Here is a 15797-nt window from a genome sequence, read left to right on the forward strand (position 1 = left end):
TTTTAGGAATATAAATATCAACCCCTTTGCACTATGTACACCTTGTTTATTATAAGGTTGAAAATAATATACCATTATTCTCTTTTTATTGCAAACTATTTTGAAAATTTAGAAGTTTATTTATATTCATCAAGTTACTATTGCTTTTATTGGTTGAATCAGCTAAAATTTATTAATTATCGGTATACGGTATACAAAATTAACTGATACATAGTTTGATAGCTTTCTATTTGAATAGCTGCTTATAAATAATCACGAGGTGAATAAATATGCTAAAAGTTGGAATCATTGGATATGGAACACTTGGAAAAGGTATTAGGGAATTAATTGAGTTAGGACAAGCGGGAGATGTCGTCCTTCAATCCATTTTAATAAGAAACCCGCTAGGTTCTTCTGACCAATCACCCGATGAGTGTACAGTCACCACGGATGAAGATGTCTTTTTTAACCAAGATTTAGATATTATCATTGAAGCGGCTGGACACCATGCCCTTCAACTATATGGGGAAAAGGCCATTTCCTCGGGGAGTCATTTAGTTATCCTCTCCGTTGGCGCTTTAGCAGATAAAGATTTCTACGACTCCTTACAAGAGGCAGCTAGAAAATACAAAAAACAATTGATTATCCCGTCAGGGGCTATCGCAGGTTTGGATCGTATTGCCGCTGGGGTGTTAGGTGAAATTGATGAAATTACACTGATTACGAGGAAGCCTCCAAAAAGTTGGTATGGGACAATTGCGGAGGAAAAAGTTGATTTAGAAACGATTGCAGAACCATCTTGTATCTTTGAAGGTACCGCCAGAAATGCAGCAAAATTATTCCCTCAAAATGTAAATGTTTCCGCTGCGTTAAGCCTTGCAGGTGTCGGCTTTGATGAAACAAAGGTTCAAGTGTATGTTGACCCGACCATTCAAATGAACACACATACGATAGTGGCCAAAGGCTATTTCGGACAAATGGAAACCACTATTCAAAACAATCCATATATGGAAAACCCTAAATCGAGCCCAATTGTTGCTATGAGTGTGGCAAAAGTATTGCAAAACCTAACGACATCAGTGGTAATTGGTGTTTAATTCCATGTTAATAGGAAGAAACTCCACCCGGCGAGGGATGGAGTTTCTGTTTTTATTTCGTATCTTTTTCTTGAGTGACTGCCTCAATATATGCTTTTCGGGAATTTTCAATATGAATTTTCGTCAAATACTCGGCCATTTCCACTTCTTGATTAATAATAGCCTCCATAATTCGTAAGTGTTCTTCCATCGACTGTACAGGCCGGCCCGGATTTTTATATCCTGTCTTAGCAAAGGCACGAATATAATCCGATAAGCCACTTAATATTTCATAGAGTTTCGCATTTTTTGCCGAGCTGTATAAGAGATGATTCAATTCACCATGTAAATTAGAGAAATCATGATCATTTTTATGCTGTAAACAATCTTCCACCCTTTTACTATATTCGATGAACTTGCTTTTGGTTTCATCATCCAACTTCTGAACAGCTAATTTCGCTGCCAAAACTTCGAGTGATGATAGAATCGTAAATACTTCAATAATTTCCTTTTCAGAAATATCCGCGACAATAACACCTTTTCTTGGAACAGTTTTGACAAACCCTTGAGATTCTAATCTAAATAACGCTTCACGAATAGGTGTCCTGCTAATATTTAATCGTTCGGCTAATTCCCGTTCCACTAAACGATCTCCTGTTTTAAATTCACCCTCTAAAATAAGGTCTTTAATATGAATAAAGACCCTCTCGCGTAAAGATATTAAATCTTCCTCGGCCCAATTATTCCCCACAATTTCTCCCTCTTTCTAGGTATACATTGAACCAATTATAACGCACACTATTTATAAACATCAAATTCTTTGGTCGGTATTTCCAATAGAAAAAATAGTTAGGTAAGTAACTTTATGGTCTAGGGAGATTTTCAATTGATTTTTTACACAATGAAGCCTCTCCTAAAACAGCTTGCGTAATAATCTTTGACATCACTTCGGCGATGGTCATGACCGTAAATAATCTGGTATTATTTAAAGATTGTGCTGGCGACAGCGGGTCTAGGTAATTAACCACTGCCTTCATATGGTATTCACCCACATGTGGCAGCTTTTTATTGACAGCCATCCCAGGGATTAATGAGCCTTCTTTTAAAAAAATAAACCCAATTTGCCTCTCATTTGCCAAACAAGCATCAATCCCCAAAATAAAAGGATTGTTGTGCGTTTGATTAATTTCTTTCAGTATCTTGTTAATATTTAAGGCATGAACTGGTTTTTCTAAAGTGCCATATACAGGGAATGGAAGATCCATTTCTTTCAGCATCGTTCCTACTATCGGCCCCAGTGAGTCTCCTGTTGAACGATCGGAACCCACACATAAGAAAATGACTTCCCTTGAGGTATTGCTAAGAACTTCTTTCAGTTTATTAACAAATTCATTAAACTTGTAACCTTCTGTGGTCTCTTTTACGGAAAAATAGCATGATTTCCCCGCCTTTTCTACCGACTTTTTCTTGCCGTCAAAAGGCCACATTAGCATCAACCCTCTTCTCAAGTTGTAGTTCCCTAAATCTGTCCATTTGCCTACCGTCATGATACCTACACTTCTCTCGAGAATTTTTACACATCTACACATATTTTATGATAGTAAGACTAAAACCTTCCATACCCACTCATATAAAAATTACAAAAAAAATCAGACAAGTTCACATTTCTGTAACAAAATGGTGCCTGACACCATAATTTTTGAGAAATAGGTGTCAGGCACCATGTTTTAATCGTATTGGCTTTCTATGGTACGAATCCGGTCATACAGTTGCTGATTTATGGGTGTTGATAGCCCGTATTGATGGGCTAGGTTCAGGACTGTACCGGCAAACAATTCTACTTCGCTGTGGCGTTTGGCTTCGATATCTTGAGCCATTGACGGTTTTCCGTCTGGACTTAAAGTGGCCAATACACTTAGCCAATAATCTAAATCAGCTTCTGTTAAATGAATTCCAGCGTTTTCAGAAAGCGCGATGACCTCTCTCATCGCTCCAATCATTATCTTTCGTGCTTCCCCATCACGCTGAATCTCTCCATAATTACTCTGATAGACGGCTACGGTTTGATTGACCCCCACATTTAACATAAATTTACCCCATTGCCGTTTTACCATATTCGTTTCGATCTCATAGGGAAGTTCTACTTTATCAAAAAAGGCGGCAACACGTTTGACCTTATCAGATATTACACCAGGTTCACGTTCTCCAAAACAAAGGATACCCATATGGTCATAGGTGAGCTGATTTCCCACTTTCACAGCATCCATTCCTTGGGCAACACAATATAAAATATGTTCATCCCCGTAGGTCTCTCCAATCAAAGCCTCACTAGAAATTCCATTTAACGCAGATAATATTATCGTCTCCTCATCTACATGATTCCTGACCGATTGAATCGCATCTTTTAAACCGTCAAATTTTACCGTAAAGATCAACAAATCTGCCGGCTCGCATGATTCTTCGGGTGTCAGGTAATTGAAATCGCAGCGTTCTCCGTTACAGAAGACATGTTCATTTTCATATCGATGAATCCTTTCCCGATCTGCGATGATACGTATATCTGCCTTTGGCATTTTCTTCGATAAATGATGTGCATATAGGATTCCTAATGCCCCTAAACCAATGATTGAAACCTTCTTTATCTCCATAACGAATTTCATTCCTTCCCCATAATTGTCCAATATACGTAAAAAAATTTTCTAAAAGGATCAAAACATTTATACAAACTATTTTACTACAAGTAATTTATTTCATCTTATTTAAAAAAATAAAACCTCTGTTGCATGGATACCAACAGAGGATTCTAAAATTATTATTTATATTCCACCACCATCATCATGAATGGTACTATTCTCCTTGCGGATGTTAGCTGAAAGACTGAACGCTCCCACGGTTGCGATCAATGTGCTTAAAATGATAATGATATTATAAATATTAATCTCCACTAACAAATTCACAAGTATATATGATATAACAAGCGAAGCTAGTGGTGAAATAAGCCAGACTTTAAGAATTCTCTGAATAATGGATTTCTGCCAAATACCAAACCCTTTTTGTGCAGCACCAACACCCAAAATACCACAAGTCGTTACTTGTGTCAGCGGAATCGGGAGTCCAAATAAGGATGACACAATCACCAGGGTTCCTCCTGTAAAGGAAACTGCACTTCCTTCCAGTAAAGACAATCTAGTAATCTTCTTCCCATTCGTTTCCAAAACCCTATTCCCTAGTAAAATAGCTCCTAATGAAACGAAGAGCCCGCCAAACCAGATTCCTTTAGTAGTAGAAATCATCCCGGCCCCTACAAGAGGACCAACAGCGTTCGCGACATTATTCATCCCAGCCGAAAAAGCCTCTAAACAGCCCCCCACGACAAGTAAAACAGCCAGCCATTTTTTCCATTTGCCATTTTTCGTTAGACCAACCCAGCGTTTTTCAGCCGCAGAAATGACTTTTCCAAGGATAAACGTAATGAGAAAAGAAACAATTGGAACAACCACCCAAAATAAAACAATGACTAACAAATTATTTATGTACAAACTTTTATAAGCGACCCCGGCTCCTACGATTGATCCAACAGTAACCTCACTTGTCGAAAGGGGAATTCCAATAATATTTGCAATAAATAAAGTCAATGTAGCTCCGGCGAGGATTAGAACGACTAATTTAATCGTTAGAAGATTAGAAGGAATAATTCCCTCTCCAATTGTTTTCACAACCTCACCGCCGCCAAGTACTGCCCCTAGGAAAGCAGCCATCGCCACTAGCACCATGGCCAGGCGCTTACTCTTTATGGCGTCTGCGCCATAAGCTGACCCCATCGATGCTGCCGTCCCGCTTGCTCCAATATTCATCGCAAAGAAAAAAGCAATTATAAAAGCAATAGACGTCCAAACCATGTAGAATCTCCCCTTATGTCCACAATCTATAAAACTGGTAAACTACATTCTCGTTCCAGTTCCAATTCACACTATTCAGGTAGGAATAATTTAATATGTTGAATATTATACCGCTCTCCCCCACAATAATCAATAAATTATTTCAGATGTCTTTGAATTTTCTAAAAAAAGTGGTAATCTCGTTCATTTAATCGACTAAACGACTTTTTTGCATAAAAAAAAGAGTCCGAGGACTCTTTTTTCAAAGATAATTAATAACCTGCTAAGCTAGATCAACAGTCTGGGATGAGAACATTAATGAAAAACCCTCATATCCATTCGCTGCAATCTCATCACATTTTTGTCGGTATACGCCGACTCCGCCTAAATAAATCAAGAATCCACGCGGCTTCCCAGGAATATTTGCACCAGTGTACCATGAGTCAGTTTTTGTAAAGAGCGTGGATTCAGCCACTTCCCGGCAATGCTTACTCCATGCTTCCTCCGCGTCGACATTCGCTTCAATTGTTTCCACACCACGTTTTTGCATATACTCAATACAATCAGCAATCCATTCGACATGCTGCTCAATCGAGACAGGCATGTTACTTAGAACTGAAGGACTTTCCGGTCCCGTAATCATGAACATATTTGGAAACCCAGCGTTGGCGATTCCAAGATAGGTCTTTGTCTGTGCTCCCCCTGCCCATTTCTCCTTCAGTGTGACACCGTCTTTACCTCGAATATCCATTTTCAACAATGGCCCTGTCATTCCATCGTATCCTGTCGCAAAAACAAGTGTGTCCAATTCATACTCCCCGTTTGATGTTCGGAGCCCATTAGGAGTAATTTCCTCAATAGGTGCTTTCTTTACGTCTACTAATGTGACGTTGTCACGGTTATACGTTTCATAATAATTCGTGTCAATGATTGGGCGCTTTGTCCCATAAAAATAACTTGGCAGGAGTTTTTTGGCTACATTAGGGTCTTCGACGATTTGACAGATTTTAGTTCGGATAAATTCGGCCACAGTTTCATTGGCCGCTTCATTAATTGTAATATCATAATACGCGCTAAACAGCCCTAATCCACCTTTCTCCCATGCCTCTTCATATACCCGCTCCCGCTCCTCAGGTGTCACTTCCAGTGCTGACTTAGTAGGGATAGGCACTGGCTGTCCCCCTTGTGATTCACGCATTTGACGTTTGATCTCTCTGAAATTTTCCTTCGTCTTCCGGATGTACTCTGGATCATAAGGATGATTTCGCGCAGGAGCGCAGTACTGTGGTGTCCGCTGGAACACAGTAAGGTGCTCTGCCTCTGCTGCAATAACTGGGATGGCCTGAACACCAGTTGACCCCGTTCCAATAATACCTACCCGCTTCCCTTTGAAATCCACTTTTTCATGCGGCCAATGCCCGGTGTGGTACCAGTCGCCCTTAAAATTTTGAACCCCTTTAAAATTTGGAATATTGGCGGCAGATAGACAACCTACACCCGTGATAAAGAACTGGGCTGACACGCTTGTCCCATCATTTAAATAGATCTCCCATCTATTCGTCTCTTCGTTATAATGCGCTGCGTTTATCCTTGTTTTAAATTTAATGTCACGACGGAGATCAAACTTATCTGCGACAAAGTTTAAGTAACGCAGGATCTCTGGCTGCTCAGGATATCTAGAGGTCCATGTCCATTCTTTATAGAGTTCTTCTGAAAATGTATAATTATAATAGATGCTTTCCGAGTCACAACGTGCTCCGGGATAACGGTTCCAATACCATGTACCGCCAACTCCATCACCTGCCTCATAAACACGGGTAGAGAAACCCGCCTCACGTAAACGATGAAGCGTATATAACCCCGAAAAACCAGCCCCAACAACAACAGCGTCGTAATTAGCAACATGTTTCGATTGTTTCATAGATTTCATCATTCTCCCCCTCTAGCATCTATTTTAATTCTTAAACTCTTCCAACCTTTTGGTCAATTTCACTTAGGAACTTGGCGAATTTAGAAATAGACCCTTTAATCCGCTCCGGAAATACCGCCATATTCGTAAAATAACCATGCACTAGTCCCTCTTCAATGATTGATTCAACTTTGACCCCTGCCTGTTTTAGGCGATTAGCATAGGCTAATCCTTCATCTCTAAGGACATCATTTTCTGCAGTAATAACATATGCCGGCGGAAGATTGCTTAAATCCTCAGCCAATAATGGCGCGATGTATTTATTTTTTGTATCCTCTTCATTGTTAATATAATAATTGCCAAACCATTTCATTAAATCCCGATCCAGTCCAAACCCTTGTTGAAACTCTTCATAAGAGTTGGTGTCATATCCTAATGCTGTTACTGGATAAATAAGAACTTGGGCCGTTACTTTTGGACCATTTTGTTCCTTGGCAATTAACGAAACAACGGCAGATAGATTCCCACCAGCACTATCACCGCCAACCACTAGGTTGGAAGCGTTTCCATTTAATGCCGCAGCATTTTCACTAACCCACTTTAATGCAGCATAAGAGTCCTCTACAGGGATAGGGAATTTATATTCAGGTGCAAGCCTATAATCCACAGAAACGACTACTCTTCCTGTTTGATTGGCGATCATTCGGCAGCTAGGATCTGCCGTCTCAAGGTCACCAATTACCCAGCCGCCGCCATGATAGTAGACAAACAGTGGAAATGGTCCTTGGCCTTCCGGTGTGTAAATCCTAACCTTTATTTCCGCATTATCTGCTACAGGAATCATTCGGTCCTCTACCTTCGCAAGCGGCGCCAACTCTACCTCAACAGGAGGGGCTAAAGCAAACATTTCTCTAACGGTTTGTGCATCTAATGTCTGGATCAATGGCATCTGACTAAAAATTTCTAAATAAGCTTTTGCTTGCGGATCTAAATTGGCCAAAGAACATCTTCCTTTCCTAATGAGGATTTTTTTAACTTTCAAAGAAAAGATTTTCTTAAAAGTCTATCTAAAGAATATAATTTTTTGTATAATTTGAATATTCCTAATTTTAGATGTGTTATATCCCCTAAAAGGAGATGATAATTTGACATCTCAGTATACCTTTCAGCAAAAAATTCAAAAATTGGAGGAAGCAACATGCCATGAAGAACGATTATTTAAAATTCTTGATGTCTACATGGAGCTTTTTCCTGTCAGGAATGCCTATTTATTTAGATTTTCCCCGTTAGGATTTCTTGGTGAAGGTATAATCTTATTGACCACTGATGGGATGGTACATATTGGGGACATTCGGGATGATGTCCGTTCCCTGCCAATTATTTACTCGGCAATTCATGAAAAGAAAGCGAAGTATTGTTCAGGAATAGAGTATTTGAAGCAAATAAGCAGTAAATACATAACATCATCGAATGTAAATTCGGCTGTGGTTGTCCCTATCTGTTTTCGTTCTGTGATTATTGGTTATATTTGCACGAATGAGTTTATTAAAGAAACAAGGATTGATGAAGTTCTACTTTCCTCTTTAACACATTATGGAAAAGAAGTTGGTAGATTTCTGGAGAAGACCGACAGTGTGGAAGATCCACAGTTTTTAAGTAAGAGGGAACTTGAAGTAATGCGCAGGATTGCCTGGGGTGAAAGCACAAAGGAAATGGCAGATTTAATGAAAATTAGCGAATTAACAGTCAAACAATATGTAAAAACAGCGATTAAAAAACTTGGCGTTCAAAATCGTTCCCATGCGATTGGCGAACTATTCCGCAGGGGAATTATCACGTAGTTTTTTGAAAGCACTTTATTAACAATAGTCTTAGGCACCCAAATAGGGTGCTTTTTTTATTAACCAGGGGCAAGTGCTCCATCCACGGCATAGTTTTTCGGGTCAATTTCTGTTTGTTGACCTACGACTAGTTTAGCTAGTTCTGCACCAAGATACGGCCCGCTCGTTAACCCCGAAGCCCCAAGACCATTGGCTAAATAGATTCCTTCAAATCGTGGCAACGCCCCAAATACAGGCAAAAAGCCTGGGGTGAAGGGACGAAAACCAACTCTTGTTTCAAGATATGAGCATTCTGCAAGACCAGGCGCTGTTTCTAGCGCTTTGCTTAATATCTCATGAATTCCACCAGCAGTTATACGCGTGTCAAATCCAACTTCGTTTTCATAGGTCGACCCAACAACAACTCGGCCATTTTCAAACGTAAGGATGTAATGGTTTTGAGGCGGCATAACCACGGGCCATTGACCTGTATCCGTCTTGGGTATTTCCAGATGAATGATTTGCGCTTTTTGAGGTTGGACTAAAAACTCCACACCTAATGGCTGCAAAAGCTCGTTAGACCATGCACCGGCGGTCAGAATTACCTGATCTGCAGGATATATTTTATCTACAATCTTAATCCCAATGACTTGATTCCCCTGCATCTCGAGGGACGCATTCCCGTGGAGAAGTATAACTCCTTGTTTTGTGGCACCGCGTATTAATGAATCACGCAATGCCCTACCATTAACCCGTGCTCCCCCACTCACATGAACAGCCCCATATTCCTCCGATAATGGTGGGAATAGACGCTTTGTTTCAGATGGCGATAGTATCGTAATTTCTCCGATTTCAGGAGCATCTTCGCGACGTTTTTTCGCTCGTTCCGCCATTTGTTCGAGTTTATTCAGATCCGTATGTAAACTGATAGCACCAACCTGTTGGTATCCAGTTTCTCTCTCTCCATCTGCCTCTAGTTGAGCAATTAATTCTGGATAATAACGAGCTCCTCCTTTGGCTAACTGGTACCAAGCTTTGTTACGCCGCTGTGAAAGCCAAGGACAAACTATCCCGGCAGCGGCATCAGTCGCCTGTCCCGAGTCAGCTCGATCAACCAATGTTACATTTGCACCTAATTTTGCAAGATGATAGGCGGTCGATGCACCAAGTATTCCTGCTCCTATTACGATTATTTTCTGCATAACACACCTGTTTCACATTTTTTAAAAAAAGGACTTAATAATTTCTTGTTCATTCTTACATTCGGTACAAGTATATTCTATCTCTAATGCATCCTCACGTACCATATGCTCGGTTTCTTTGCCACACTTTTCACAATAAAGATTTTTCGGAAATTCAATCATATCATTCATCACTCACTTTCTCAATTAAATGTATACCCAACTATAAGGGTAATATTCCCTACCCTTGGGACACTATTCCCTGTGGTCACCCTCTCGAATTCCTAGTGTACTTTTAATGAAAATAATAATAATCGGTTAAATTATATACGAGCAATGACATATTGCTCAAAAAACTTCGTCGGGAGTGATGTATCATGGCTAGAAACAAACTATTGGTTCCTGGAGCTGACAATGCTTTAGATCAAATGAAACAAGAGATTGCCAACGAGTTTGGAGTTCAACTTGGTGCTGATACGACCGCACGAGCAAACGGTTCAGTCGGCGGCGAAATGACGAAACGTCTTGTTGCTTATGCTGAACAAACCCTCAGAAATCATCAAAATCAATAACGGATGATTTCAATCAAAGGCTGTCCCACGGATTTTGGGACAGTCTTTTTCGATTTTAGATATACAACCATCGCTATTTTACGTTTAATATAGTAGAAAAGGAAGTCTAGGAGGAAATCATGATACAACGAACAGCGATTGTTACAGGGACTTCAAGCGGCTTCGGGATGTTAACCGTGATTGAATTGGCATTAAAAGGCTTTACAGTAATCGCAACCATGAGGGATATCAATAAATCAGAGTCGTTATTCACTCTTGCTAAAGAAAACAATGTCGAGGATTTCATTCATGTTCAACCGCTTGATGTCACTTCCAGTGATTCCATTCAACATTTCCAAGGGATTCTCAACGAGTACCCTCCTATAAACGTATTAGTAAACAATGCCGGATTTGCCCTTGGGGGTTTTAGTGAGGAGCTTTCAATTGACGAGTATAGGAGTCAATTCGAAACAAATCTGTTCGGAGTAATTGCTGTCACCCAAGCAGTTTTGCCCTTAATGCGGGCAAGAAAACAGGGCAGAATTATCAATATCAGCAGCATTAGTGGGAGACTAGGATTCCCAGGATTATCTGCTTATGTCGCTTCTAAGCACGCTCTTGAAGGTTATAGCGAAAGCCTGCGACTTGAGTTGAAACCATTTGGGATCGACGTTTCCCTCATTGAACCTGGATCCTATCAAACCAATATTTGGGCAAGTGTGGACGGAATGGAAGTCAATCCTGAGTCCCCATACCTATCCTATATGGAAAGTTTACTTCATGAAATTGAGGGCGGTAAGGCCAAGCATGGTAATCCCATCGAGGTTGCCAAGTTGGCAGCAAAAATTGCTTCTCAGCCCCAATCACCAAGCCTTAGGTATCCCATCGGGGCTGGTGTGAAGACGATGTTGAAGCTAAAAAATTTGCTGCCGTGGAAACTATTAGAAGCAATTATTCTCAAGCGACTTAAACCTTAATTATTGGTCGCATCAATCATAACTAGGTTATTTTTTCGAAGGGCTTGTTTATCACGAATCCTTGCAAGTCTTTTCGTTTTTTCTTTTTCATAAATATAATGAACAAAGAAGTAAGAAATAATACCAAGAATGATTCCAAAAATCGCCATTCCAATTAACACATGAACCCCACCGTGAAGTAAACTGACTACACTGCGGAAATCTCCTTGCATCAACTGTTCAAACGAAAAAGGAGACTTATGCCCTATACTCTCGTTTATAGGATAAATCAGTTTACCGATAGTCTTAGCTAAAGGTAGGAGTAATACTGGTAAAAAGGATAGTTTTCCGATTACATTTCCGATAATCGCCGCTGGCAAGGAACCTCTTGCCATTCGAACAATTGGTAAAAATACGATATAAACAAGGGAAGCTGTTGAAAGAACAATCATTTCTACGCCAAAACCAATTGCAAATCCCAACGAAACTTTTTTGGCTCCACCTGGTGAACGAAGCAATTTTATAAAATTCAACTTAAATGCTCGTCCAATTCGCTTAAAAAAAGGATACTTTTTGTGTTTAAGGTTCATACGAAGACTTCCTTTTTATATCAGATTTTCGAGACTAAATAGTTCGTGTTTAGGGCGATATAACCAATACCATTATCATAACATTAAATAAAGAAAAATTAAGATAATTGTAAGCGAACTCATAAATTACCAAGGATAATTTTCCCACATACCACTTCAATTAAAAAAAGGAATGATTCTTATTATGCCTTTTTTAATGAAAAAAAGCCGTGAAAGGTGATAAAAAATCACTATTCACGACTTTTCCTTTAGGATGGGAAAATCCGATCAATTTCTTGAATCTCTTCAGCTGTTAATTGGATCTGTAAGGTTTTTAGATTATGAAGCACTTGGTCTGCTCGCTTTGCACCAGGAATAATTACATCGATGCATGGGCGGTACAGATACCAGGCAAGAATCACTTGGGCAATTTCAGCACCCTTTTCAGATGCAATTTTACGGACCTGTTCAATCTTTTCCAAGTTTTGTTCGAAAACACCATCTTTAAACTGGGGTCTTTTTCGGTTCTTTTCATTGATATTCGTCTCTCGAGAATACTTACCAGTTAATAATCCAGATGCTAACGGGTAAAAGGGAACGAAAGAGATTTGCTGTTCGGTAACGTATGGGAATATTTCCCGTTCTGCACCACGGCTTAGCAGGTTATATTCCCCTTGGTAGACATCAACATAACCATCTTTATTAGCTTCTTTTAGTTGATCAATTGAAAAATTAGACACCCCGATTGCTCTAATTTTTCCTTCATCCTTCAATTGCTTTAAGGCCCCAACCGCTTCGTCCTTCGGTGTATCCTGATCGGGAAAATGGATATAAAATAAATCGATGTAATCGGTTTGAAGCTTTCTTAAACTCTCTTCGACAGCTTGTTTTAAAAAAGCTGGTGAATTATCAAGAACCATTTCATTTCCAATCAATTTATGTGCTGCTTTGGAGGCGATGACTATTTCTGAACGATTTCCGCTTTCCTTCACGACTTCCCCGATGATTTCTTCGGACCGTCCTAAACCATAGACATATGCTGTGTCAAGGAAATTAATCCCATGAGCCAAACCGGTTCGAACTAACTCCCTGCCAGCTTCTTCATCTAAGTTCGGAAAAAGATTATGACCCCCAACGGCATTGGTACCAAGTCCAATTGGATTGACAAATAAATCAGTTTTCCCGATTCGAGTATGTTTAGTCATTAGCGTTCACTCCCTTATTTTACTAATTTGATGATAACAAACGATTGGAAAAGAATACAAAGTTAATGATTTAATTTTTCAAATAAATATTAGAATTTTTCTATGTATAAAAAAAAGACCATCAGGGATCGATGGTCTTTAAACGCGTTTTGTTCCAATGTATCTTGAATGCCAATATGGGTTGTTAGTGCTTGTAATCATGACTCCTTTTGATGAAGAAGCCATAATTATTTTACCATTTCCGATGTACATCCCTACATGTGTCGGTTTACTTGCCTTGGTTGGAGCATAGAACATTAAGTCACCTGGTTGTATATTTGAATATATACGATGTCCGTTCCCATAAAACATTTGTGCCGCTGTACGATTTAAGGTTTTTCCAGCCCTTGCATAGGAATACTTAATAAGACCTGAACAATCAAATCCGCCGGGCGACATTCCACCCCATTGATATGGTACTCCAATATTAGACTTTGCTACCGAAATAGCCTTTGTATGATAATAAGCCGCTTCCGCTTTATCACCCATGTTAGCAAACAAAGAGCCACAAGAAACGATAATGACAAATGCAACGATGAATTTCTTTAGCATAATTGTTACCCCCTAGAGTGATTTTGTAGGTCAAATATACTAGAAAGGTGTAACAGTGACATCACAGCTATATTACAATATCGTTACAAAATTATATTAATATATTTTTTGTAGATCATCTGTTTTCATTAACAGAGACAAAATAGATAGGTATTTAGGTAAGAATACTATAGTGTAGGAAACGTATGGTGCCCGTGAAGGCTGAGAAATCGAGGAAATGGTAATCATACCTGGTGTATGTTACCCGTAAAGGGTGAAAAATCGGGGCAATGGTAATCATACCTAGTGTATGTTCCCCGTGAAGCGTGAAAAATCAGGGCAATGGTAATCATACCTAGTGTATGTTACCCGTGAAGCGTGAAAAATCAGGATAACGGGAATCATTCGTTTTGTATGATTCTCGTGCACGTTGAATAATCGGAGGTTATAGAAATCATCGGTAACCAAATTAAATTGACGAGGAGGATTTGATGAAGGTAACAGATGTACTTGTCCATTGTTTAGAAAACGAAGGAGTAGAATATGTGTTCGGAATCGTTGGCACGGAGGTCCTAGACCTCGTTGATTCCCTTTCCAAATCGACACAAATTCAATACATAAATGTCAGGCACGAGCAAGGAGCGGCATTTATGGCAGACGTCTATGGAAGGTTGTCAAACAAAGTTGGTGTGTGCTTATCAACGCTCGGACCTGGCGCCGCCAACTTAATAACGGGGATGGCCAGCGCTCGGCTTGACCATTCCCCAGTTGTGGCCATCATTGGTCAGGCAGGTGTGGAACGTCATCATAAGGAATCCCATCAATACCTTGATCTTGTGACGATGTTTGAACCCGCAACAAAATGGAGCACACAAATCAATGAATCCCAAACAGTGCCGGCGAAGGTTCGTAAAGCATTCAAGATGGCAAAAATGGAGAAACCGGGTTCCGTTGCCATTACATTACCAGAAAACTTTTCAAATCAAATGATTGGCGGTAGTCCCTTACCCGTTACATCCTTGCCTGTATGTGTTCCGGCTCAAGAGTCAATTGAAGCTGCAGGTACCCTTATCAAAAAACATCTTAAACCATTTGTCATCGTTGGAAATGGTGTAATCAGGCAAGAGGCAGTCCCAGATCTACTGACCTTTGTCGAAACCCTTCAATGCCCTGTAACCCATAGTTTTATGGCAAAAGGAGTCCTCCCAAAAGAACATCCACTTAACTACTATACCTTTGGTTTTAAGGAAAATGACGAGGTGTTACCTGGATTAAAAGAGGCAGATCTCCTGATTGTCATCGGCTTTGACTTTGTCGAAAAACTGCCTATAGACTGGAATGTGAAGAAACTTCCTATTTTACATATTGATTCTTTACCTTCAGAAATTAATGACTATTATCCTGTAGAGGTGGAGCTGGTCGGAAACATAAGAAACACCTTGCAACTTTTAAATCAATCCATCCTTCCGATGAAATCATGGCTTCCCTCCGGCGGGCTAAAGGACCAAATTAAAACTGCATATCAAATTGATCAGCCGGTGTCAGGCACTCTTTCCTTTACAATTGAGCATGTTCTCCACTGTGTTAATTCTCATACAACAGAGGATACGGTTGTGATATCGGATGTCGGTGCACATAAGGTTTCCATTGCGAGAACCTATCAGCCGAAAAAGCCAAATCGGCTTGTTATTTCAAATGGGCTTGCATCCATGGGGATCGCCATTCCCGGTGCGATTGGGGCGAAGCTTGCTTGTCCAGATGACCTAGTTATTTGCATTACCGGCGATGGTGGTGCTTTAATGAATTTTGCAGAAATTGAGACAGCTAAACGACTTGGACTTTCGTTCATAATTATTGTATTAAATGACTCGATGTTAAAACTTGAGGTCCAGCAAATGGACAAAAAGTTCGGAGAAAACTACGGAGTAACGTTCCAAAATCCGAACTTTGTCCAATTGGCCGCTAGTTTCGGAATCAAAGGTATGCGGGCGAGTACGCTTGATGAATTTGAAAACATCTTTAATGAGGCAATGCAGTCTGATGGGGAAATCTTCTTAATCGAGGTTACCTTAGAAAATTAATTTACAATTTCATTCATCCAAA

General features: G+C 39.9%; 15 protein-coding genes. 5 read left to right on the forward strand and 10 right to left on the reverse strand.

All coding sequences use genetic code 11. From position 1 onward, the window contains the following. The first annotated feature begins 269 nt into the window (after window positions 1–269). Window positions 270–1076 (forward strand): aspartate dehydrogenase, encoded by an 807-nt coding sequence (gene nadX, locus AC4QJR_RS15335; protein ID WP_496523375.1) that lies wholly within the window; start codon window positions 270–272, stop codon window positions 1074–1076. Between the two features lie 52 nt (window positions 1077–1128). Here the strand turns inward: nadX and AC4QJR_RS15340 are convergent, their stop codons facing one another. The 6 genes from AC4QJR_RS15340 to lipP1 form a co-directional block, all read right to left on the reverse strand. Further along, window positions 1129–1806, reverse strand: a complete 678-nt coding sequence (locus AC4QJR_RS15340) for a GntR family transcriptional regulator (RefSeq protein ID WP_496523376.1) — start codon at window positions 1804–1806, stop codon at window positions 1129–1131. A gap of 112 nt (window positions 1807–1918) precedes the next feature. Continuing rightward, entirely contained in the window at window positions 1919–2602 is a 684-nt protein-coding gene (gene yyaC, locus AC4QJR_RS15345) for a spore protease YyaC (protein ID WP_496523377.1), read from the reverse strand. 180 nt (window positions 2603–2782) lie between these two features. Continuing rightward, window positions 2783–3703, reverse strand: coding sequence for a ketopantoate reductase family protein (locus tag AC4QJR_RS15350; protein ID WP_496526689.1), 921 nt, complete (start codon window positions 3701–3703; stop codon window positions 2783–2785). 168 nt (window positions 3704–3871) lie between these two features. Beyond that, window positions 3872–4954 carry a sulfate permease gene (gene cysP, locus AC4QJR_RS15355; protein WP_098571912.1) on the reverse strand — a complete coding sequence of 361 codons (1083 nt, stop codon included), beginning with the start codon at window positions 4952–4954 and terminating at the stop codon, window positions 3872–3874. A gap of 262 nt (window positions 4955–5216) precedes the next feature. Further along, window positions 5217–6866: a flavin-containing monooxygenase gene (locus AC4QJR_RS15360; RefSeq protein WP_496523378.1), complete on the reverse strand. Its 1650-nt coding sequence runs from the start codon at window positions 6864–6866 to the stop codon at window positions 5217–5219. A 28-nt stretch (window positions 6867–6894) separates the two neighbouring features. Further along, window positions 6895–7842 carry a LipP1 family hormone-sensitive lipase gene (gene lipP1, locus AC4QJR_RS15365; RefSeq protein WP_496523379.1) on the reverse strand — a complete coding sequence of 316 codons (948 nt, stop codon included), beginning with the start codon at window positions 7840–7842 and terminating at the stop codon, window positions 6895–6897. Between the two features lie 145 nt (window positions 7843–7987). Here lipP1 and AC4QJR_RS15370 point away from each other — a divergent pair, with 145 nt between their 5' ends. After that, on the forward strand, window positions 7988–8683 hold the full coding sequence (locus AC4QJR_RS15370) for a response regulator transcription factor (protein ID WP_496523380.1): 696 nt from the start codon (window positions 7988–7990) through the stop codon (window positions 8681–8683). Window positions 8684–8742: 59 nt separating this feature from the next. Here AC4QJR_RS15370 and AC4QJR_RS15375 read toward each other — a convergent pair whose 3' ends face one another. Then, window positions 8743–9864 (reverse strand): NAD(P)/FAD-dependent oxidoreductase, encoded by a 1122-nt coding sequence (locus AC4QJR_RS15375; protein WP_496523381.1) that lies wholly within the window; start codon window positions 9862–9864, stop codon window positions 8743–8745. Window positions 9865–10220: 356 nt separating this feature from the next. Here AC4QJR_RS15375 and AC4QJR_RS15380 point away from each other — a divergent pair, with 356 nt between their 5' ends. Further along, on the forward strand, window positions 10221–10415 hold the full coding sequence (locus AC4QJR_RS15380; RefSeq protein WP_098571908.1) for an alpha/beta-type small acid-soluble spore protein: 195 nt from the start codon (window positions 10221–10223) through the stop codon (window positions 10413–10415). 119 nt (window positions 10416–10534) lie between these two features. Beyond that, complete coding sequence (locus tag AC4QJR_RS15385; RefSeq protein WP_496523382.1) at window positions 10535–11371, forward strand: SDR family oxidoreductase; 837 nt, start codon at window positions 10535–10537, stop codon at window positions 11369–11371. On the opposite strand, the gene AC4QJR_RS15390 is transcribed toward AC4QJR_RS15385, so the two are convergent. From AC4QJR_RS15390 to AC4QJR_RS15400, 3 genes are all read right to left on the reverse strand, one after another. Beyond that, a complete protein-coding gene (locus tag AC4QJR_RS15390) occupies window positions 11368–11940 on the reverse strand; it encodes a DUF2062 domain-containing protein (protein WP_496523383.1) in 573 nt (190 codons plus the stop codon). The two genes, AC4QJR_RS15385 and AC4QJR_RS15390, sit on opposite strands and share 4 nt — an antisense overlap. A gap of 248 nt (window positions 11941–12188) precedes the next feature. Beyond that, the gene (locus AC4QJR_RS15395; protein ID WP_496523384.1) at window positions 12189–13124 is read right to left on the reverse strand and encodes an aldo/keto reductase; all 936 of its coding nucleotides are present in this window, start codon (window positions 13122–13124) and stop codon (window positions 12189–12191) included. 138 nt (window positions 13125–13262) lie between these two features. After that, window positions 13263–13715: a C40 family peptidase gene (locus tag AC4QJR_RS15400; protein WP_098571904.1), complete on the reverse strand. Its 453-nt coding sequence runs from the start codon at window positions 13713–13715 to the stop codon at window positions 13263–13265. Window positions 13716–14185: 470 nt separating this feature from the next. On the opposite strand from AC4QJR_RS15400, the gene AC4QJR_RS15405 reads away from it, so the two are divergent. Continuing rightward, a complete protein-coding gene (locus tag AC4QJR_RS15405) occupies window positions 14186–15775 on the forward strand; it encodes an acetolactate synthase large subunit (RefSeq protein ID WP_496523385.1) in 1590 nt (529 codons plus the stop codon). The last annotated feature ends 22 nt before the right edge of the window (window positions 15776–15797 follow it).

The sequence above is a fragment of the Neobacillus sp. BP17 genome (assembly GCF_059579525.1).

Coding starts and splice junctions, on each gene's coding strand:
- AC4QJR_RS15350 (WP_496526689.1), bottom strand. CDS start 3,703: ATGGAGATAAAGAAGGTTTCAATCATTGGTTTAGGGGCATTAGGAATC.
- AC4QJR_RS15400 (WP_098571904.1), bottom strand. CDS start 13,715: ATGCTAAAGAAATTCATCGTTGCATTTGTCATTATCGTTTCTTGTGGC.
- yyaC (WP_496523377.1), bottom strand. CDS start 2,602: ATGACGGTAGGCAAATGGACAGATTTAGGGAACTACAACTTGAGAAGA.
- AC4QJR_RS15380 (WP_098571908.1), top strand. CDS start 10,221: ATGGCTAGAAACAAACTATTGGTTCCTGGAGCTGACAATGCTTTAGAT.
- AC4QJR_RS15390 (WP_496523383.1), bottom strand. CDS start 11,940: ATGAACCTTAAACACAAAAAGTATCCTTTTTTTAAGCGAATTGGACGA.
- nadX (WP_496523375.1), top strand. CDS start 270: ATGCTAAAAGTTGGAATCATTGGATATGGAACACTTGGAAAAGGTATT.
- AC4QJR_RS15385 (WP_496523382.1), top strand. CDS start 10,535: ATGATACAACGAACAGCGATTGTTACAGGGACTTCAAGCGGCTTCGGG.
- AC4QJR_RS15360 (WP_496523378.1), bottom strand. CDS start 6,866: ATGATGAAATCTATGAAACAATCGAAACATGTTGCTAATTACGACGCT.
- AC4QJR_RS15405 (WP_496523385.1), top strand. CDS start 14,186: ATGAAGGTAACAGATGTACTTGTCCATTGTTTAGAAAACGAAGGAGTA.
- cysP (WP_098571912.1), bottom strand. CDS start 4,954: ATGGTTTGGACGTCTATTGCTTTTATAATTGCTTTTTTCTTTGCGATG.
- AC4QJR_RS15375 (WP_496523381.1), bottom strand. CDS start 9,864: ATGCAGAAAATAATCGTAATAGGAGCAGGAATACTTGGTGCATCGACC.
- AC4QJR_RS15395 (WP_496523384.1), bottom strand. CDS start 13,124: ATGACTAAACATACTCGAATCGGGAAAACTGATTTATTTGTCAATCCA.